19 protein-coding genes and 2 pseudogenes are annotated in these 20,875 nt (G+C 39.1%); 6 read left to right on the forward strand and 15 right to left on the reverse strand.

Translation table 11 applies throughout. From position 1 onward, the window contains the following. Nucleotides 1-181: 181 nt before the first annotated feature. On the reverse strand, nt 182-1,657 hold the full coding sequence (locus RFW85_RS00150; RefSeq protein WP_309171003.1) for a PLP-dependent aminotransferase family protein: 1,476 nt from the start codon (nt 1,655-1,657) through the stop codon (nt 182-184). 112 nt (nt 1,658-1,769) lie between these two features. Between RFW85_RS00150 and RFW85_RS00155 the strand changes: the two genes are divergently transcribed. Then, a complete protein-coding gene (locus RFW85_RS00155) occupies nt 1,770-2,225 on the forward strand; it encodes a GNAT family N-acetyltransferase (protein ID WP_309171004.1) in 456 nt (151 codons plus the stop codon). 37 nt (nt 2,226-2,262) lie between these two features. Here the strand turns inward: RFW85_RS00155 and RFW85_RS00160 are convergent, their stop codons facing one another. The 8 genes and pseudogenes from RFW85_RS00160 to RFW85_RS00190 all read right to left on the reverse strand — a co-directional run bounded on the left by RFW85_RS00160 (nt 2,263) and on the right by RFW85_RS00190 (nt 8,848). Next, nucleotides 2,263-3,420 (reverse strand): DNA glycosylase AlkZ-like family protein, encoded by a 1,158-nt coding sequence (locus RFW85_RS00160; RefSeq protein WP_309171005.1) that lies wholly within the window; start codon nt 3,418-3,420, stop codon nt 2,263-2,265. 17 nt (nt 3,421-3,437) lie between these two features. Beyond that, nucleotides 3,438-4,391, reverse strand: coding sequence for a M15 family metallopeptidase (locus tag RFW85_RS00165; RefSeq protein ID WP_309171006.1), 954 nt, complete (start codon nt 4,389-4,391; stop codon nt 3,438-3,440). Between the two features lie 7 nt (nt 4,392-4,398). Next, nucleotides 4,399-5,022, reverse strand: coding sequence for a hypothetical protein (locus RFW85_RS00170; protein ID WP_309171007.1), 624 nt, complete (start codon nt 5,020-5,022; stop codon nt 4,399-4,401). A gap of 12 nt (nt 5,023-5,034) precedes the next feature. Beyond that, nucleotides 5,035-5,841, reverse strand: a complete 807-nt coding sequence (gene icmH, locus RFW85_RS00175) for a type IVB secretion system protein IcmH/DotU (RefSeq protein WP_002114531.1) — start codon at nt 5,839-5,841, stop codon at nt 5,035-5,037. Between the two features lie 17 nt (nt 5,842-5,858). After that, nucleotides 5,859-7,223: a type VI secretion system baseplate subunit TssK gene (gene tssK, locus RFW85_RS00180; RefSeq protein ID WP_309171008.1), complete on the reverse strand. Its 1,365-nt coding sequence runs from the start codon at nt 7,221-7,223 to the stop codon at nt 5,859-5,861. Nucleotides 7,224-7,239: 16 nt separating this feature from the next. After that, a pseudogene (locus RFW85_RS20005) lies at nt 7,240-7,365 on the reverse strand (type VI secretion system protein TssA); the annotation flags it as partial. Between the two features lie 338 nt (nt 7,366-7,703). Next, nucleotides 7,704-7,847 (reverse strand): annotated as a pseudogene (locus tag RFW85_RS20010) (hypothetical protein); the annotation flags it as partial. 104 nt (nt 7,848-7,951) lie between these two features. Next, the gene (locus RFW85_RS00190; protein ID WP_309171009.1) at nt 7,952-8,848 is read right to left on the reverse strand and encodes a LysR family transcriptional regulator; all 897 of its coding nucleotides are present in this window, start codon (nt 8,846-8,848) and stop codon (nt 7,952-7,954) included. A 98-nt stretch (nt 8,849-8,946) separates the two neighbouring features. On the opposite strand from RFW85_RS00190, the gene RFW85_RS00195 reads away from it, so the two are divergent. The 4 genes from RFW85_RS00195 (at nt 8,947) to RFW85_RS00210 (ending at nt 12,602) form a co-directional block, all read left to right on the forward strand. After that, nucleotides 8,947-10,287: an MFS transporter gene (locus RFW85_RS00195; protein ID WP_309171010.1), complete on the forward strand. Its 1,341-nt coding sequence runs from the start codon at nt 8,947-8,949 to the stop codon at nt 10,285-10,287. Next, the gene (locus RFW85_RS00200) at nt 10,280-10,681 is read left to right on the forward strand and encodes a hypothetical protein (RefSeq protein WP_309171011.1); all 402 of its coding nucleotides are present in this window, start codon (nt 10,280-10,282) and stop codon (nt 10,679-10,681) included. Before RFW85_RS00195 ends, RFW85_RS00200 begins: the two co-directional genes overlap by 8 nt. Before the next feature lie 95 nt (nt 10,682-10,776). Further along, on the forward strand, nt 10,777-11,721 hold the full coding sequence (locus RFW85_RS00205; protein ID WP_309171012.1) for an ABC transporter permease: 945 nt from the start codon (nt 10,777-10,779) through the stop codon (nt 11,719-11,721). Further along, on the forward strand, nt 11,721-12,602 hold the full coding sequence (locus tag RFW85_RS00210) for an ABC transporter ATP-binding protein (RefSeq protein WP_309171013.1): 882 nt from the start codon (nt 11,721-11,723) through the stop codon (nt 12,600-12,602). The genes RFW85_RS00205 and RFW85_RS00210 overlap by 1 nt, the downstream gene beginning before the upstream one ends. A 51-nt stretch (nt 12,603-12,653) precedes the next feature. Here the strand turns inward: RFW85_RS00210 and RFW85_RS00215 are convergent, their stop codons facing one another. The 5 genes from RFW85_RS00215 to RFW85_RS00235 all read right to left on the reverse strand — a co-directional run bounded on the left by RFW85_RS00215 (nt 12,654) and on the right by RFW85_RS00235 (nt 16,602). Further along, nucleotides 12,654-13,676, reverse strand: coding sequence for an ABC transporter substrate-binding protein (locus RFW85_RS00215; RefSeq protein ID WP_309171014.1), 1,023 nt, complete (start codon nt 13,674-13,676; stop codon nt 12,654-12,656). Next, nucleotides 13,673-15,481 (reverse strand): allophanate hydrolase, encoded by a 1,809-nt coding sequence (gene atzF / locus RFW85_RS00220; RefSeq protein WP_309171015.1) that lies wholly within the window; start codon nt 15,479-15,481, stop codon nt 13,673-13,675. Before atzF ends, RFW85_RS00215 begins: the two co-directional genes overlap by 4 nt. A gap of 12 nt (nt 15,482-15,493) precedes the next feature. Next, nucleotides 15,494-15,928, reverse strand: a complete 435-nt coding sequence (locus RFW85_RS00225; RefSeq protein ID WP_001118705.1) for a CopG family ribbon-helix-helix protein — start codon at nt 15,926-15,928, stop codon at nt 15,494-15,496. A 4-nt stretch (nt 15,929-15,932) separates the two neighbouring features. Further along, the gene (locus RFW85_RS00230) at nt 15,933-16,058 is read right to left on the reverse strand and encodes a hypothetical protein (RefSeq protein WP_001000625.1); all 126 of its coding nucleotides are present in this window, start codon (nt 16,056-16,058) and stop codon (nt 15,933-15,935) included. Nucleotides 16,059-16,248: 190 nt separating this feature from the next. After that, a complete protein-coding gene (locus RFW85_RS00235; protein WP_045125277.1) occupies nt 16,249-16,602 on the reverse strand; it encodes a helix-turn-helix domain-containing protein in 354 nt (117 codons plus the stop codon). Nucleotides 16,603-16,694: 92 nt separating this feature from the next. Between RFW85_RS00235 and RFW85_RS00240 the strand changes: the two genes are divergently transcribed. Next, entirely contained in the window at nt 16,695-17,231 is a 537-nt protein-coding gene (locus RFW85_RS00240; RefSeq protein ID WP_262729600.1) for an NAD(P)H-dependent oxidoreductase, read from the forward strand. A gap of 38 nt (nt 17,232-17,269) precedes the next feature. Here the strand turns inward: RFW85_RS00240 and uca are convergent, their stop codons facing one another. Continuing rightward, entirely contained in the window at nt 17,270-20,875 is a 3,606-nt protein-coding gene (gene uca / locus RFW85_RS00245; protein WP_309171016.1) for an urea carboxylase, read from the reverse strand.

Here is a 20,875-nt window from a genome sequence, read left to right on the forward strand (position 1 = left end):
GCTTTGATATTATTAGAATAATGAAGTTAGCTTAAAATAAGATTAATAAATCTTTTAAATTTAATTTTTTCCATTTTTTAAAATTTCATCAAAATATTAAAATCGAATAAATATTTTGCCCTTCTCATTAAAAATAAAATCACTCTAAAATCCAGATATGATTTTGAAAAGTTTAGCTATTTTACTTTTTGATACTGATGGCTAGTCTCTTAATATTTTCTACCATTTCCTCAGGTTGATGCGCCGCATAGCCCAACAGAACTGCTGCTTTTTTCGACTCAAGTTGACAATATCTTGATAGAGGTTGAATCTCCAAATCCAATGCCGAGCAATAAGAAATAAACTCCTGCTCAGTCCATGGTGCTTTTAACCAACATATAAGATGAATGCCTGAATCTGTTGGCTGAACATCGAGTACATCTGAGAGGTATTCATTAATAGCGTTAATCAATACTTGTTGACGCTCATAGCATGCTTTTCGAACTTTACGTACATGTCGAGCATAGTGGCCTTGTTGAATGAATAAAGCTAAAGCGACCTGCTCTAAATATGAACTTCGCACATCAGTATAGTATTTAGCTGCACTAAAGGTTTCAATTAATATTTCAGGTACAACCATGAACCCTAAACGAAACTCCGGAAACATCATCTTGGTAAAAGTGCCAGAATAAATCACTCTTTGCTGCTGATCTAAACCTTGTAGTGCTTGAATTGGGTGTGTGCCATAGCGAAACTCACTATTATAATCATCTTCAAAAATCCATTTTTCTTCTTTGTTTGCCCAATCTAATAAAGCAAAACGGCGAGCTAAACTTAAAGTTCCCCCTAAAGGAAACTGATGTGAAGGTGCCGTATAAACGAGTTTGCTTTTGAAGTAATGATTTGTAATGTCAGAGATTTGCATTCCCTCCTCATCACTTTCGATCAAATTTACCTGCGCACCAAAACTTCGAAAAATCTTAAAAGCTGCATCATATCCCGGCTCATCCAAACACACTTCATCATTTGCTTGAAGTAAGGCATAGGCCGTTAAATGAATAGCCTGCTGCGTTCCGTTTACAATAATAATTTGCTCTTCGTTGCAATTTAGCCCTCGTGTGGAGTGAACATATTCAGAAATTGCCTGACGCAAAGGTAGATAGCCACGTGGGTCGTAAAATTGACCAAGCTGATAATAGGACTGCCGCCAAGCTTGCGTTAATAACTTGCCCCACAGTTGATGAGGAAATAAATCAATACAGCCTACCCCTACATGAAACATCTTTTTCTTTTTACTTAACCATGACTGCTTGCGCCATGAATCCAATAAAGCTTCAAGATTTGGATTAATATTTAAGGAACGATGAGTATTTTTTGACGTTTCTTTTGAATTTTTTTGAACATGTATTAACTGATCTGGCACAACCTCAGCAACATAAGTACCCGAACTTGGTTTAGTAAATAAATATCCCTCATCCAGTAATCGTTCAAGAGCCGCCAATACAGAATTCCTTGAAATTGACATCATCTCTGCCAAGGCACGACTTGAAGGCAACTTTGTTCCAGCAGTTAGCCTTCCATCTAAAATTGCATCACGCAAAGCGGTATATAGTCCATCTTTAATCTGGCCTTTTGGCAAAATTAAATGTGGAAAAGATGCAGAAATCGGAGCTGCCATATCAAAACTGGTACTGTGAAAAATATCAAAAGTGTATCTTATAAAAATACCACTATCAAAACTACACTCTAGTTGTCGATTTTTTATTACTTTAAAACAGAGTGTAATTATTATGCAAAATCAAGGTCTTCAAATCGTTCCTGTTCAGCAGCAAAATTATTCACAATGGGAAAAATATTGGCTTGCTTACCAAAATTTTTATCAGGTGAATTTACCCCTTCATGTCACAAAAGTAACATGGGAACGTTTTTTCGATGAGAATGAACCTATGTACTGTGCCGTTGCCAAACAAGGTGAGCAGGTTTTAGGAATTGTGCACTATGTTATTCATCGTTCAACATGGGCAGAAGATAATTACTGTTATCTAGAAGACCTGTATGTTTCACCTGAAGTTCGTGGGCAACACATTGGTAAGCAACTCATTGAATATGTGCAGAAGCAAGCAATCAAACACAACTGTGACCGTTTATATTGGCATACCCAAGAAACCAATGTAACAGCGCAAAAGCTTTATGACTGGATTGCACAAAAACCAGGAATTATTGAATATCGTATGCCTTTAAACTAAAAAGTAACAACACCCAAAGCTTTAATTCTTTTGGTGTCTAAATTTTAGTACAAATACGCTTAATCACTTCGTCATTAATAGTTGAGCATTGATTAAACGCTGCAAAATGCTTGAGCTCTTGTTCCAGTTCGAAGAAGAAGAGCTCCTTATTTTTTACTGTTTTTTCTAGATGCAGGCTAATCACTTCTAACTCTTTGATAGAACGATGTGCTTTACAATCTACTCGGCCGACTAACTCATCTTGATATAGGATCGGCAAACAAAAATAACCATATACTCGTTTAACCGCTGGTACATAGCATTCAATGCGGTAATCAAATTCAAATAAAGAAGCTAAACGGTCACGATGAATAAGAGAATTATCAAAAGGTGAAAGTATTTTTAAACCAAAATCAGTACTAACCTTTTGTTCTATTGCAGCAACATCAACATATAAAGTTTGACCATTCTCAAGTTTAATTGCTGATACAACCCCTGCATCAATATGCTCTTTCAGAATGATGCGCATAGTTTCTTTTAGATCATTTTTCTTTAGATGAACTAATTGTTTCCATGTAAATGCACCATGCGCTCGAAGCGTATTATTAAACAAATACTGCGCATATTCACAAAGCGTAGGAATACTTAAATCAATATTTTCAGGCAAGCAACGCTCTGTCAAATCATAGACCTTTTCCATTCCGTTACGCTCACAGATCATCAGGTCACCCTGCATATATAACTGCTCAAAAGCACGGCGGCCTGGTCCGGTATTCCACCAGTTTCCCAAACTCTTTTTATTATTTTTATCAATATCACGGAGACGAATTTTTCCTTCAGCACGAACACGTGCCAAAATTTCATTCATAAGATGTTGATCACCTCTATTGAAATAACGGCTTTCCCCTTTCCTCACAGACATCATGGCAGGGAGTGCATAGCGATAATCTTTCATAGGAAGATAAGACGCCGCATGATACCAATATTCAAAAATCTGCCGCTCACCAACCAAACTATTGAGATGACTTAGCTCATAATCAGGTACTCGGCTCCACAATATATGGTGATGAGCTCGCTCTACAACCGATATGGTATCAATTTGCACATATCCTAAATGCTCAATAGCCTGTAAAGTTCCATCCATGCCTTTTGCAAATCGACTGGTTTTTGCTAAGCCTTGATTAAATAAAGTGAGCTGTTTCAAAGAAGAAGTCATAGAAAATCCTTAATTTCTTAACTTATATCATTCGAACTTTCAGCAATAAGTTTTTCTGCCATTTCTTGAGTTTTTCTCAAGCCCGGCATTCGGAACTCAGTATGCCCATAATCTTGGATAGATTTCCAACGTCCACCCCAAGTCAAACCAACCGATTCGGCGACTTGCCCATATAATCGATAGCCTTGCATTGCCCACGGATCTCGTTCAGAAATAACCACTTTCCCATTTCGTTTAAATGCTACATCAGCAGCTAAACCAAATTGGTGATAGCTTTGATAACCTCTCGCTCTAGTCGTATTTGGATTGCCCGCCAACATATTCTGACGTGCTGGGCTACGATAGCCTTCTAATAGAACCAACTCATAACCATATTGTTCTTTCATGATTTTAAAGACCATGAGTAAACGCTGTTTATATCGTGGGTTCATTTTGTCCCATTTACGATCAACTAAATTTGTGTCCAGAATAGCTCGACCATCGAAACTGGCGTTATCAATCGGTGAAGAATTAATAGCTCCACTATTTTGAGACGAATATTGCTGCTCTAACTGCGTGGCCTCAACAATTGCGGCTTCAATTAGGCTTTCATCTACTTCTGGCGGTGGCGATAATATTTCACCATTTAAAAGTGCATAAATTTGAGGATCTGTTTTTTTCAGATATTCAGCTTCAATTCGGGTTGAACTAATCGGACGAGTAAAAGCAAAAACTAATATACTGGCAAACAAGAAAAAGCCTGCAATTACAATCCACCATTGCTGTAAATGCCAATGAGATTGTAATTTTTCAGGAGCAGCTGCCTGATTCATGGTTTGAGCAAATTGTTTAACCTGATTAAGCTGTTTACGCCCTTGGGGCAGTAATGACAAAACAAAATGTTTGCTTCTACTCCTGAGTTCATAAGACATTAAAAACGCTAAACCAATTGCCAAACATGTAAAGCAAAAGAAAATGAGAAAGATCATCATCAGTTCATTAATTCACGGCAAAAGGACTTCGTGTAATTTTAATATCTACCGATGCCTTAGGCGGCTCAACCTCAGGTTCTGGTTCGGCTGGAGCTTTACTCTCAACTACTGGTTTAGCCTGCGCCACTTGTTGTTGCGGCGGCTTACTCACAGGTTTTTGCTGAGCTGGTTGTATTTTGGGCTGAGCCGTTTTAGCTGCACCTGTCTGTAGTTTAGGTACAACATGAACTTTCTTTTCACCTGTTAGCTGTTCATCAAATGGTGAAACTCGTTGTTCGTTGGTAGCAACAGCTTTATGCGGAACAGGTTTAAAAATATTACTTAACTCATTATCTTTTGGCTGTTCAAAGCCATCACGGCTCATTGAATCTGTTTCGTTGTCTTGACTTACAGCGACCTGATTTTGTTCATCAGAAGAATCTACAGCATCTTGATTTAAAATTTGCTCTTCCGTTGATTTACTCTCAATTGCTGCTGATTCTGGCGAACTCGGTTGAGACAAGAACAGGAATAGCGAGATGCTGACAAACACCCCTGCAATCACACCAATCACAATATAGAGTACTGGTGATTTCGGCTTTTTTTTATTCGATTGTAGAACTCGAATAGAAGTTGGTTTTTCCTGAGCCATTTCGTTCCATTATCAAGGTAAATAAATTGTAATATGTGCTTGCTCTTGAGGAGCAGAAATCACATTTTGATAGTTAGATAATGCTTTATCATTTTGATTGTTGAGCATAAATCTTAAGCCTGCAAAGGTAAGTAATGCAAAAATTAATAAAAAGATCAAAATCCAAAAAAAAGGTACTTCGCGATGAATAATATTTCGTATTTGATCGGGAATTGCCGAGAACGGCGAAAACGCAACTTTTTTCCCTTTTAAATAGTCAATTTCATCACCCACTCTTGATACTAGGTGGTTGAGACTTTCAATAGATTCAATTCGGTACTTACCCTGAAAACCGAGCAAAAGGCAGTAATGAAATACTTCTAAAGCAGCTAGACGTTCTTTTCCACGACTTCGCAATTGTTCCAATATTTCAAAGAAACGATACCCGGCTAACTGAGAACCAAACAAGCTCAATTGCAATGGGCTAATTAACCAAGCATTTTGCAAATTAAAATAGCTTGGGTCTTGTTGCGTTACGATAGTTTCATCAATCAAAGCGCAAAATGCGTATTTAGCATCATGAATATCATCCGCTGAAAATTGCAATTTTTTGGCTTGCTGCTCAAATTGATTGAGTAAATTTAAGATTTTTTCACGAAACTGCTGAGCGTCTGCCGGCACGTACTGATTTCGAATCAAAAAAACCAAATAAAAGCCATCATGCAATAAATCAATAAGATTGATTGCCTGTAGTTTTGCTTGAGACTGGCTATTATTATTCCCACCCGTTCCAATTTGCCCATCGTCAAATAAAGAAGGAGCACCTGTGGATTGTGACATTTTTCTCTCCTTTACCCTTAAGCGTTCATAACCGCAATCAGTTCAATACTGATATCTTGGAATCCAGCTGGAACATAAATACAAATCGTCTCTGAATCTAACATGCGCTGATATAGCTCGTGATGCGGTTCGACTTCAAAATAGCTCACACCAGAACGTACAGGGATCGCTGTTGGAACCTGAATCAAGTGATGCAATGGAATTGCAGGTAATGCAGCAACTACACGCTGCTCTACATCTAAAGTACTACCAATCTTGAATCGTAAAGGTACAATCTGAATCAACTCATGTGTCTGCATAGCACTACTTGATACGGCAATATAAAGTCGAGTATCTCGAGTAATCTTATCGGTCTCAAGACTTCCCACCCAATATGAAGGGCGGATTTCTTTAAGTGCAATACTGATGTAACGGCTCGAAATAATCGTATCGAGTAAATCGCGTAGAATTGTGTCTAACTGCGAAAAACTTTCTTGTAAATTATGGTGTTTATAGGCAGGCAACTGATCAACATCATACGCTGTCGAGAAAGTTAATAATGAACCTGCTAAACGCAATAATTCGAAAAACAACCGTTCTGGATGGATTTGTGGATATTGCACAAAATGATTCAAGCCAGCATGAGCCGTATTTAGGGCATTCACTAACCAGAAAGAAACAATATCACCTGAACGGAATTCAATTAGTTTCTGTTCATTTTCTCGGTTATTGGTCTGAATCGTCTTAATTTTTGCCTTAATCACATTCAGTGTTCTTTTTAAGTTTGAAATGAGTGATTCTGAGGCATCCACATGCAAAATTGGCGGAATAAACTTTCGATCAATTTCAAAAGCACCAGAGCTTTGACGCTTAATTTTTCCAATCGGCAGATATAAGAAACCATCTAAATTATGGTCTGGATTACTATGAATATCTAATAATTTAAAAACAGCACGGCGGCGTAGCAAACTAATATCTGCTTCGGTAGCATTCGTAAATAGATCATGCGTTTCGACAAGGTGAGATTGATATCTACCCTTTTGCGCTTGATTTTGATCAATTAGATTTTGCTTATTTGCTTGTAAAAGTGGCAATGCTAAATAGATTAGCATCTCACCACGTAAATTAAGATCATCTAATAAAATTGGTTCAGGCAATAGATCATATGCAGGTGCCTGATAAATTTCACCGTCTTGCCAAATCATCTCTACAGACTCAAGAGCAAGAATATGCGTGCTCAATTGAGCTTCATCGAAACTTAACTTTTGAATGCCATACGAAAAAGGCACAACTGAGCGAACCGTATGATTTAGACGTTGTTCATGATACGTATCTTGAATTTGGAAATGTTGAGGTCTTAAAAATAAACCTTCGCCCCACAGGACTTTTTCAGCTTTAAACATATGTCTTTACCAATCTTTATTCATATTCATTTTTAGGCTGCACACCTAACATTTCCTGAACCATTTGTAATGGATGCTCAGTTATTGGTTCATACCATTCACTATTTTTTTTACTAGATCCTAAAGTATATGTAACTCTACTCTTCAAATGCGTATAAGCTAATTGAGTATAGCCTTTTTTATCAGGTGGGCCAGGTTTCAAATTAACCAAGGGCTTATCCTGACCTTGTCCAAAGATTTGATAATCTACAATTGGAATCCCATTCCCTGCGCTATCAATAAATCTATATAAAGCATAGTTTTTAAACTTAAGATATTTTGTTTTTTTTACAATATGAGTATTCTTTTTTTTATATTCCTCATAAGACATATTAATTCTTTCATTTAATTCTTCTGCTAAATCTAAAGGAAAAGTTGGTTGTATTTTTGACAAATTAAAAAAGTTTTTTTGTTTAACTGATTTAGCATTTTTTCTTAGCTCTGGTTGAGCGTATGCTCGCCCTCGATGCGTTGTAAGAAAACTTGATTGTTTAATGATGCGTTGGAAAATTGCACATGAAGAACGCGGTTCTGTGCGACCAACCCTAAACTATCTAAAATTTGAAATATTTTATGGGACATCATTATTATAAAAACTGAGTCATAATCATCGATATTTTATAAAAAACAGACAGAATTGTCTATTTATATAAAATAGCTTATCTTCCATGACTTACATACTTTTTAGCTTATCTAAAAGAAAGATGGGCTACTAAAAAGTCTATAAATGCTCTCGTTTTGGCCGATAAATTAGAAGTATTAGGATAAAGTAATTGAATATTTTGTAGCGGTAATGAGAAATCGGGAAATAATCGAATTAACCGGTTTTGTTGAATATCTTCATCAACTAACCATGCTGGGCAAATCGCAATACCTAAAGATGAGAGAGCCATTTGATGAATGGCTGTTACCGAGTTTGATTCATACTGACTTCGAATAAAAGGTAATGAATATTGCTCACCTAAACTATTTTCCAAAATATATTGTGAATCTTGCCAGTTCAATAATGTGTGACCAATCCACGGAACATTTGCTAAATCAGATATATTTTCTACGGGATGGTTTTGTATAAATTGTGGAGTAGCAACAATATAAATTGGATATTCCCCAATTTTTCGAGTTTTTAGAGATGAGTTTTTTAAATTCCCTAGTCGAATAACCAGATCTAATTTTTCAGTCACTAAATCATCGAGAGATGAATTAAAAGAATACTGTAAACGTAAATGTGGATAAAGCCGACAAAACTCAGGAAGTAAAGGCAAAATGAAACGTTGGCCAAATTCATTGGTAGACGAAAACCGTAAAGTGCCTGTAATGCTTGTGCCTAAGTGTTGGCTTCGCTCAAATGCCTCATCAATATGAAGTTGGATTTGTTTAAAATCTTCATAAAAATGCTGACCAATTTCAGTTAATGCAATATTACGGGTGTTACGAATTAATAGGCTTGTATTGAGCTGCTTTTCTAATTGTTTTATATCGATACTCACCATTGATCGGCTTAAGCCTAAAATTTCAGCCGCCTTGGTAAAAGAGCCGGAATCAACGACCTGTAAAAAACTGGTAATTTGCTTGAGGTTTTTTTGCACAATTAAGCCAATTGTTTAAAATTATCAAACAATGATTTTACTTCGCTTGCATCGACAATAAAAGAGTCAAATCTTACCCTGCCTGCACGGAGGTAGGTATGTCTTATCGATATAAAATAGCGACAGTGTTTTTACTTGGGTTCTTTATTGATTGCATCAACATTTTTATGTCCGCAATTGCATTGCCTAATATTGCATCGTCATTTTCAGTTAGCCAATCCATGGTCGCTTGGGTAACAAATGCGTATATTCTCGGCCTCATTTTAATTATGCCCATGAGTTTAAGGTTAGCCACCAAACTTGGGAACCAAAAGTTATTGTGCTATTCAATGCTGTTATTTTCGATCAGCATTTGCTTTATTGGCTTTAGTGAATCGATTTATAGCTTAATTTTTTGGCGATTTATTCAAGGCGTAGCTGGAGGTTTATTAATTCCAGTCGGGCAAGCACTCGTATATGCCTTATTCCCGAACCAAGAACGCCAACGTATTTCTACCATGATTATGGCAATTGCGCTTATTGCCCCTGCATTTTCACCTGCGATTGGCGGTGTGATTATTGATTCATTGAATTGGCGATGGGTATTCTTATCTAACCTTCCTTTTTCTTTACTTGCATCAGCCCTAGCATGGTTCTGGATTAAAAAAACAGAGAATGTGTCGAGTGAAAAACCAGACATAAAAGGGTTAGTTATTTTTAATATAAGTCTGTTATGTTTGTTACTCTCCTTTTCATTTTATAGTGATTACCATAACGCCTCATTCGCTATAACTAGTTTTCTAATTTCAGTCGGAATGCTTATTTTTTATATTCGACATGCGAAAAACATTTCCCATCCTGTTCTTAATCTTGAGTTATTAAAAAATAAAAATTTACGTAATGCATTTATTGTCTATTACGCCGTTCCGGGTATTTTTACAGGCGTTAATTTACTCAATATTTTTAATTTACAGCTTAATTTCGGCTTTAACGCAAAACAAACTGGTTTATTCATGTTGCTCTATGCAACTGGGGCACTAGCAGCCATGATTAGTGGCAGCCTGCTCTATCAACAGTTAGGAAAAAAGTATCTTCTTATTATTGGAATAACCTTACATAGCTTTGGCATATTTCTTTTGTTTTATATTCCAAACACTAGCCCTTTGAGCTTTTTAGTGATTTCTTATTTATTAATGGGTATGGGGGGCGGTCTAAGTGCCAATATTGCCCAAATTAGCTCACTGATTGATTTTTCAGGCCAAGATTTATTACAAGGAAGTGTGCTCTGGAATATTAATCGACAAGTTTCATTTAGTGTCGGTACTGTTGTTCTGATTTCGATATATAACTTGATGTCTGGCTCAAGCGACCTGATTCGCTATCAACATACTTTTTTAATTGCAGCTTTACTCTGCTTACTTTCACTCATTCCCATTTTAAAGGAGAAAACCCATGCCTAATCAAATGGATCAAGCCATTCAAAGTGTCATTGACCTACATGTTTTAATAGAAAATGTATTTACAGGAAAAAATGCAGAGCAAAGTCTGAGCCCGCTTTTAGATAGCTTTGATCAAAATTTTAAGATGGTTACGGTTCAAGGTCAGAGTATTGGTTTAGCCGAAGTTAAAAACTTATTTATTCAAAATATTGGAAAGAAACCCTCTTTAAAAATCACCATTATTAAGAGTATAGCTTTATACGAATTTGAGAATTATTGTTGGGTACAATATCAGGAACATCAGCAAACTGATGAAACCGAGACAGTGCGTACCTCTACGGCCTGCATTAAAGTAGAAGATAAAAAATGTTATTGGGTGTATTTACATGAAACTTTAGTTCCCTCGTCTTCTTAACTCATCTGATGCACCTTAAAGATGGCACCTATTTTGCTTAACAATATTACGTTTTATGAAAATCGTAATACTGATCAAAATGGGGAGCTCTCGATATGGGTTATGTTGCAAAGGAATTTACGCGAAAGAACAAGCTGATCCTCAGTATTTGTTCTTTCGTGATTCCAATATGTCTTTGGTGCGCAATCAGTTACTTACCTTTTGTTTGGCATCCTCAAGTACAAATCACGAGTTCGGGAAGTGTTTCTTACTTACAAGTAGGAAGTCGCATTGATAAAAATGTGTTCTATATCGAAGCACAAAATGCAGTCAATCGAAATTCTGCACCACCACAAGGTATTTTGGTTAATCCGATTTATTTACCTGCCCCCCATGAAGTCGCTAAGGCTTTGGTCACCGCATTTACCACACCACCAGAACAACCTGATTCACCGTGGTTTCATCAAAGTTTATGGCACAGTATTAAACTGGTTTTTTCAGCTTTTTTTATCTCTTCATTGATTGGGATTCCACTGGGTATTTTGTGTGGTTTTTCTAAGCGGATATCGCTGTTAACAGAACCGTTTGTTGAATTTTTCCGTTACTTACCCGCTCCCGCATTTGGCGCGCTTGCAGTGGCAATTTTAGGGATTAATGACGCACCTAAAATTGCCATTATTGTGATTGGCACACTCTTTCAGCAAATTCTAATTATTGCCAATACCACCCGAATGGTAGATCGAAGCTTAATTGAAGCTGGCTATACGCTTGGCACCAATAAGCTCAAAAGTTTATTTCACGTGGTGATTCCTGCGGCTTTACCTGATATTTACCGCGACTTACGTGTGCTATTGGGCTGGGCATGGACCTATTTAATTGTTTCAGAATTGATTGGTACGACCTCGGGTATTACGTGGTTTATTACCCAACAGGCTCGCTATCAAAACTTTGACAATGTCTATGCAGCTATTTTGATTATTGGTGTGATTGGTCTGGTCTGTGATTGGTTATTAATGAAGTTAGGTGAGCGGATGTTCACTTGGAAAGTAGGAGCAAAATAATGAACGATTCAACATTTAACGCGCATGAATACTTTCAAAAAATTTATGAACGTCCTGTTATTTTAGAAGCTAAACAACTGAGCCAAGTCTTTAAGCATGGTCAAAGCGAACGTACCGTTTTAAATAAGCTCGATTTAAAAATTCATAAAAGAGAATTTATTTGTGTGATTGGCCCTTCTGGCTGCGGTAAGTCAACACTGAGCCGTGTTATCGCAGGTTTAGACCCATACCATAGTGGAGAAATTTTAGTAGACGGCGAATGCATTACGGGTCCATGCCCTGAACGCGGCATGGTATTTCAGGGTTATACCCTTTTCCCTTGGAAAACTGTAAAAGAAAATGTGATGTTTGGTCCGCAAATGCGCGGCGCTAGTCAAATGACAGCCGAAGCTCAAGCACGCGAATGGATCAATATTATTGGTTTAGAAAAATATGAAAATCAGTATCCACACCAACTTTCTGGAGGAATGAAACAGCGGGTTGCGATTGCTAGAGCTTTGGTTAATCAACCTAAAATTTTACTCATGGATGAACCTTTTGGTGCACTCGACCCACACACACGTCAAAAAATGCAAAAGCACTTAATGGATTTATGGCACAACATTGATATCACCATTATTTTTGTCACCCATGACATGGATGAAGCTATTTTACTGGCAGACCGAATTGTGGCACTCAAAGCCAACCCCGGTGAAATTAAGGAAATTATTGAAGTTAATTTACCCCGTCCACGCTCACTCGACTTAATGAGCACACCTGAGTTTAAACAGCTCCGTTCACGAGTTGATTATCTGGTACATGCTGAAGAAGATGAGCTTGACCCTGCTTTACAAGATTTACCCAAAATTCCACGTATGACTCAGGTCAGTACAGAAAAATAAGTCAGGCATTAAAAAGCCCAAGTTCAACTTGGGCTTTTTGATTTATAGGGTTTATTTAAGTTGTTCGATGAGTGTTGGATAAATCAGCCCATCTACATTTTGTTCGGTTTTATAAATACCGTTTTCGACATTAAATTTATTGACGTGATAGCTAGAGCCATAAATTGAGTCAAAACCTTGAGATTTAGCAAATACTTTTTTATTGGCACTGATATCTAATAAATGCGTACCGCTGACCATCAACTCATATTGCTTTGGATCAACCCCCGAACGGTTTGCCATGATTTTAACCGCATCGGCATGAGTTGCAGGGTCACTAATATATTTAACGGTTTTATCCCACACCTGAATGATTTTTTTCCATTCCTGTTGATGAGCAGTTAAGTGGCTCATGTTGACAGTCAGGGTGTCATAAATTAAACCCGGCTTGTCTTTAGAGGTATAGATAATTTTAGAGCCTGCCACTGCTTTTAATGCCTGACCTGCAACAGGTTGCCAAACAGCAATCGCGGAAATATCAGGGCTATTAAACACTTGAGGTAATTGGTTTGTCGCTGAATTTACCAGCTTCACCTCATTCGCTTTAATGTTATGGTCAGTCAAAGCTGTTGCTAGCAAAAGATGGTCAACCAAGCCTTTTTCGACACCAATTGATTTTCCTTTTAAGTCTTGAATGGTATTAATGCCCTCTTTTGCAATAATGACATCATTGCCCGCAGAATAATCCGTTGCCAAAATCATCATGCCTTGAGTACCACCCGAAGCAGTTACCAAGTTATCGCCATTGGTGACCAAAACAGCGTCGAGCTGATTTGCCGAAAAGGCTGAAAGCGAAGCCGAATAATCAAACCACTTAAACTCTACATTTAGCCCTGCTTCTTTTAACCAGCCTTTCTCAATAGCCACTTGCCAAGCCACCCAGCCCGGCCAATCACTATAGCCAATGGTAATTGGTTTTGTATTTGTGGCTGCCTGAGTGTCTTGTTTAGCCTCGGGCACTTTAGCCGTATTGTCACACCCACCCAATACAACTGCCGATAAAATAGATACGGATAACAACGCTTTTTTAATCATATAGAAACTTCCCCAACATTTTTACTAACACTTTGAGCGGTTTGATTGAGTGACTGTATATAGGCTCGCCAGCCTCCAAAATGGCTAATATCGGTTGCATCTTGAATGGCATAAGCTTCGCAAATAAAGCCTTTAACCCATGTTCCATCTTTTAGTTTCAGGTTCCCAATACCAAGTGGTGCAGGCACTTCAGCCACAATAGCTCCAAAATTTGCTAAGGGAACATCCCACACTTCGACTTCAATTGATGTCCCTGCTGCATCACATTGCAGCCCTGGTTTTGGTGGTGTGGTATTTTTTAAGGCAAAGAGTTTATAAGCATCTGCTGTCTGGGTTTTCTTAAGCAAAGTGGCATTGCGACGAGTGAGCTGAAAATTAAGTGGCATACCTGTTAAGTGAGCTCCGACGACAGCAAGCTGCACTGAATGATTCGATTGGATGTCTATACCTTTTTGATAATGTTGAGTTGATTTACCCAAACTCAGCGGTGTTTCGGTTTGCCAGAGTTGTGCAAAATTGGCGAGTGCCTGATCGTGCCAAGCTGGTGCAATAAAGGTTACTCCGCTTGGTAGGCCGTCTGCACGGAGTACATTGGGTAAGGCCAAAGCAGAAAGATCTGCAAAATTAACAAAGTTGGTATAGGCCCCCATGTGCGCATTTTTACTCAACGGGTCGGCTTCAACTTCGGCAATGGTATAAATGGTTGGTGCTGTTGGGACCATCAATGCATCAAAAGGCTGTAATGCCACATTAATTTTTCGAGCCAGTACTGCACGGCTATATTCCGCTTGTAGTGCATCTGTTGCCTTGAATTTATCTGCCTGCGCAATAATCTGGGCAATAACCGGATGGGCCTTTTCACGTGTTGTCATGCGTTCAACGGCGACCGTTCTTTCCGCTACCCATGCATCGTTATACAGTGCAGCAGCAAGCTCATTAAACACGCTGAAATCTATACTCTCAAGTTCATAACCCAGCTTTTTTACGCGCTCAATTGCAATTAAAAAGGCCTTTTCAGATTCAAGATCGCCATAAAACTCAAGCTGGGCAGGAATGGCAATTTTTCGTTTAGAAAACTGAGTTGGTACATTGGCTGGATTTACTCGTGAATATTCATCTGTTTCATCATAGCCCTGCATTAAGTTGGCGACTGTCCAAGCGTCATCAATATGCAGTGCAAAAATAGAAATGACATCAATAGTCCGACAGGCAGGAATTAAACCTGTGGTAGAGAACCAGCCTTTCGTCGGTTTAAGGCCCACAATATTGTTATGACCAGCAGGTACACGGCCTGAACCTGCGGTATCTGTTCCCAAACTAAAAGGCACAATACCGTTAGCAACTACTACCGATGAACCTGAGCTTGAACCGCCGCTAATATATTCGGGCTTAAAACTATTTTTTACTGCACCATAGGGCGAACGAACCCCGACCAGTCCAGTCGCAAACTGATCGAGGTTGGTTTTGCCCACCACAATCGCTCCTGCTTTTTTCAGCTTGGCAACTACGGCAGCATCTTGCTTAGCTAAATATTGAACCTCTTTACAAGCAGCAGTCGTGTGAAAACCAGCGACATCAATGTTGTCTTTGACTGCAAATGGCACGCCGTATAGAGGTAGGTCAGCAATATTCTGGTCTTTTAAAACATTAATTTGCGATTGAATCTGCTCAACGGAGGCAATTTCAATCCATGCGTGGTCATCATTTTTAATTTCTGCAACATAGCCAACCAAATCTTTAAGATGGATTTGCCCGTTTTGATATGCGGTTTTCCAGTCTTGAATTGTCCATAAATTTTTCAACACGCTACTCCTCATTTAGTCATTTTGCTGTATAGGCGGCATGACGGCATCCATCAGTTCTAGATGTCCTTTGATTACCCCTTTCAGCACAATAAATTGCTGGCTAATTTGTCTAAGCTCAGAACTCGCGCCCTGCATTAACATGACTTGCAATATCTTTTGTTGGTCGAGCTGGATATGAAGTGAACTAATCACCTGTGCTAAAAACTGTTGTTGTAAATCGACCAATTGATTACGCAAGGTCATTTGGCTAGCGTCATAAAGCAGCGTCAACGTGCCCACCATGACTTCATTGGCCTGCGCCTGCTCCGCAATCAGGTGTTTATTAATCATGTCGACAATGGCTTGCGAGCGACTTTCATAGTTCTGCTCGACAATTTTTTGATCGAGTGCGTTAAGTGTCGTTTCAGGTACGGTAATACTGATTCGAGCCAACTTTTGTTTTGCCACAGTCTTATCCTTTTGTTTTAGGCGGCTGATTGTTTTGCTTGATATATACGCCTGCACGTACGCTGAGCAATTCGACTAAAAAGGCTTTTAAAGTTGGCTTTGGTTGAACCACAGGTTTTACATCGTTCATATCGCACCTCTAGCTTGGTATTACCAAATTCAGTTTTTGTATTACTGATAAAAGATGCAGAAAATGTGCCAGTTTTTAAGCGTCGTTTTGATAGGCTTTATGGATATTTATGAGTGATTTTTGGGCAAGAAAAGCCCCATGCACAGGGATGGGGCTAATATTTATATTTTTAAAAAGTTAATTTTTCATCTTATGACTGATTAATCATCGTATGTGCCCATACCGATAAAGACTCTAAAACAGGCTTGAAAGTCTGGCCCAATTCGGTCATTTCATACACCACTTTAATCGGTGCTTTTTCACCATAAACCGTTCGAGATATTAAGCCACTTTGCTCTAATTGCTTGAGTTGAAGGCTTAAGGTCATTTCTGTGATCGTTGGCATTAATTGATTGATTTCATTAAAACGTTTGGGCCCATCTTTTAGATAATACAGAATAACGCCTTTCCATTTTCCACCCACCAAATCCATAGCCATACTGATATGACATGGATAGGTTTTTCCATTCATGGTGATTTCACATTTATTTTCAGTATTTGCCATTTTTCATGCCACCTATCAACTTTGATAGTTATTGTACACCCATACTATAAAAATTATAGTGACTATGATTTTTATAGCTACAAGGCATTATTATGGCTTTACTTATTTTGGCTCATCCCTACTACGCTCAATCAATTGCAAATAAAACGATAGTGAATGAACTTATAAAAACCTATCCGGACCTTGAAGTCCGAGATATTTTTCAGCTTTATCCAGACTATAAAATTGATGTAAGTGCTGAACAAGAGGCGTTGCTACGCCATGACACCATCATTCTGCAATATCCTATGTTCTGGTTTAATATGCCGGCAATTTTGAAATTATGGTTTGATGAAGTTTTTACTTATCAGTTTGCTTATGGCTCTCAAGGCGATAAATTAAAAGATAAAAAAGTCATTATTAGTATGACAGTCGGGCAAAAAGAAGCCGATATGGTGAATGACCGAGAAAACTTAGCGGATAGTTTTTTAAAAGCGGTTCAATATTCTATTCAATATACACAAATGCAGTTAAGCGCCACTTACTTGCTTTATGACGTTTCGCCTTTATCAGGTAATCCAGAGTCGAAAATTAAATTAGAAGCTGTTGAACATGGTCATAAACTATTAAAGCATTTGACCGAAGCATAATAAAAAAGAGAGCATCAATATTGATGCTCTCTTTTGGTTTAAGCGACAGGTGCTAAGGTAAATAGCACTTGTCCTGTTTTTACGGTTTGCCCTTTTTCAATGGTAATAGTTTCTACCTTCATACGTTCCGGCGCAATAATTGGAATTTCAATTTTCATTGCCTCAATTACTGCAAGGGTTGCACCTTCTTCAACAATATCACCCGATGCACATTCGATTTTCCAGATTGACCCCGGCATGTGTGATTCGACTGTACAGCCTCCTTCAGGAATAACTACAGTTTCACCTTCATCAACCGCATCTAGGCTTTCAGAAATATATTCTTGCAAGCCCGCTTCGTGCCAACGGCGGCGTTCAGCCTCAAAGTTAGCTTGCTGTGTATCTTTAAAGGTTTGAATGCTGTCTTGATGCGTCTTTAAAAACTCGTTGTATTCTTTTAAGTTAAGCACACCATCTTCAATACGAAGTTGTAGACGGCCTGCCTTAAAGTCTTCACGCATTTGCAGAAGTTCAGCCTCAGAAACTTCATAAAACTTAACTTGGTCAAAAAAGCGCAGTAGCCACGGTTTGCCTTCTTCGAAGTTGGCATTTTTACGGTAACGACTCCACATTTGAGTAGTACGGCCAACAAACTGGTAGCCACCTGGTCCTTCCATACCGTACACACACATATACGCCCCGCCAATGCCGACCGCATTTTCAGGTGTCCAAGTTCGCGCAGGGTTATATTTTGTGGTGACTAAACGTTGGCGTGGATCGAGCGGCGTCGCAACGGGTGCACCTAAATACACATCGCCTAACCCCATTACTAAATAGTTCGCACTATAGACCACATCTTTAACCGCTTGCTTAGAAGCTAAGCCATTAATACGGCGAATAAACTCGACGTTATCTGGACACCACGGTGCATCTGGTCGAACAATTTGTGTATAGCGTTCGGTGGCAAGTTGAGTTTGTGAGTCTTCCCAAGCCAAAGGCAAATAAACAGTCCGTGAAGGCACCTGCATATTTTGAATATCGGGTAACTCGGCTTCTGCTTGTTGAAGTTTCTGTAAAAGCTCCAGTTGATCGAGTTGAATTGAATCAAAATGAATTTGTAGTGAACGAATACCCGGTGTTAAATCGATAATACCCTGAATGTTTTGATCTTTGACCCATTGCATGAGCGCATGAATACGGAAGCGTAAATTTAAATCGAGTACTAACTCACCATATTCCACCAACAAATAGCTATTTCCTGCTGGTCGATAGGTCACGCTTGGTAAGTCAGTTTTACCGTCTAAAGTTGCCAAAACTGCATCTTTTAAAGTGTCGGGTTCTGCTTGAATGGCTGGGTTAAAATCAATATTAGTTGTATCAGTCGCGGTTAAGCTTTGATGATATTTTTGATCGAGTGCTTTTGCTTGCGCGTAACTCACAGGTACAAATTTAACTTTATCGCCTGCTTTAAGCTGCCCGATTTTCCAAAGCTCGGAATGAATGACTACCGCAGGGCAAACAAAACCACCTAAGCTCGGACCATCTGGTCCCAGAATAATTGGCATATCGCCCGTAAAATCAATTGCCCCAATCGCATAAGCATTATCGTGAATATTGGAAGGATGTAAGCCTGCCTCACCGCCATCTTCACGTGCCCATTCAGGTTTTGGACCAATTAAGCGAATGCCTGTACGGCTTGAGTTATAGTGAATTTCAAACTCGTTGGAAAAGAAGGTATCAATATCTTGTTTGGTGAAAAAATCTGGTGCGCCATGTGGGCCATACATGACTGCAATTTCCCAGTTTTGGGTAAAGCTAGGAATTTGCGCTTGAGCTAAAGCTGTGGTCGATTGAGTAGAATATTCAGTAATCGGCAGCATATCGCCAATTAATAAATTACGGCCTGCGTGCCCACCAAACTGCCCTAAAGTGAAAGTCGCCTGTGACCCTAAATACTCAGGAACATCAAAACCACCTTTCACACCTATATAGCTACGGCAACCTGAACGGATAAGCCCACATTTTAAAACTTGGCCTTTTTTCACATTGATGGTTTGCCACATCGGCACCAGTTCGCCATCAAGTTTTGAAGGCATATCACCGCCCGTAATGACAATTTGGCTATCGCAGTGAAACTTTAAAGTTGGCCCTTGCAAGGTACATTCAAGCCCTGCAGTATTTGGTTCATTGGCTAGCAACTGGTTTGCCACAGTTAGACTGAGTGGATCGATAGCACCTGATGGCGGCACACCAACATCCCAATAACCTAATCGGCCTGTTACGTCTTGAATGGCAGTTTGAATGCCAGCCTGCAACACCTCAATTTTTTGAGTTTTCCATTCAAACGTATTTAAAAATCGGGTGGTTTGAGTACCCAAAGCAAATACATCGCAAGCAATAATGTTTTGTAAGTATTCCAGATTGGTTTCAATGCCTGCGATTTGCGTGTTGGCAAGACTAGTACTCATTGCCTGTATGGCTTGGTCCCGTGTTGCAGCAGTTACAATGATTTTGGCAATCATTGGGTCATAAAAAGACGACACCGTTGACCCTGTTTCTACCCATGTTTCGACTCGTGCTTGCGGGTCAAATTTAACATGGGTAAGTAAGCCCGCACTCGGCTGGAACTGTTTAATTGGGTCCTCGGCATAAAGACGAACCTGAATGGAATGTCCTGTTGGCTCTAACTTTTCAGTCGGTGCTGACCAGTCACCGCTTGCCAAGGTAACCATCCACTCGACTAAGTCGACACCAAACACTTGCTCGGTCACGCCGTGCTCAACTTGCAAACGCGTGTTAACCTCCAAGAAATAAAACTCTTGGGTTTCAGTGTCCATGACAAACTCAACCGTACCTGCCGAACGGTAGTTCACCGACTGCATGAGTTGAATCGCAACTTTTTGAAGGTAGTCACGTTGCTGTTCATTTAAATGTGGTGCGGGTGTTTCTTCAATCACTTTCTGATTACGGCGTTGTACCGAACAATCACGCTCACCCAACGCTAAAACTTGCCCTTTCCCATCACCAAAAATTTGTACTTCGATATGGCGTGCATGTTGTACAAATTTTTCTAAATATAAACCTGCATCTTTAAAATTGACCTGCGCTAAATAAGATACGGTTTGATAGGCATCTTTTAATTCAGTTTCATTCCAGACCAGACGCATACCAATACCACCGCCACCCGCGGTACTTTTTAGCATGACTGGATAGCCAATACGAGCAGCTTCGGTCAAAGCCTCGGCTTCATCGGAAAGTAATGAGCTACCCGGAAGTAAAGGTACATTGCTTTTAATAGCCAGTTCACGTGCAGTATGTTTTAAACCAAAATCGAGCATTTGGCTTGAAGTTGGTCCAATAAAAGCGATACCTTGGCTTTCACACAAATCACAAAACTCGGCATTTTCAGACAAAAAACCATAACCGGGGTGAATGGCTTCTGCTCCCGACTGTTTTGCAACCTCAAGGATTTTTTCAATATTTAAATAACTTTGATGGGCAGGCGCAGGTCCAATCAAGAAAGCTTCATCGGCCAAAGTCACGTGTAAAGAATCACGGTCGGCTTCGGAGTAAACTGCAACCGAAGCGATCCCGAGTTTTTTAAGGGTGCGAATTACGCGACAGGCAATTGCACCGCGGTTAGCAATCAGAACTTTTTTAAACAT

Source organism: Acinetobacter sp. 12966, from assembly GCF_031196995.1.
GTDB classification, from domain to species: Bacteria; Pseudomonadota; Gammaproteobacteria; order Pseudomonadales; family Moraxellaceae; genus Acinetobacter; species Acinetobacter geminorum.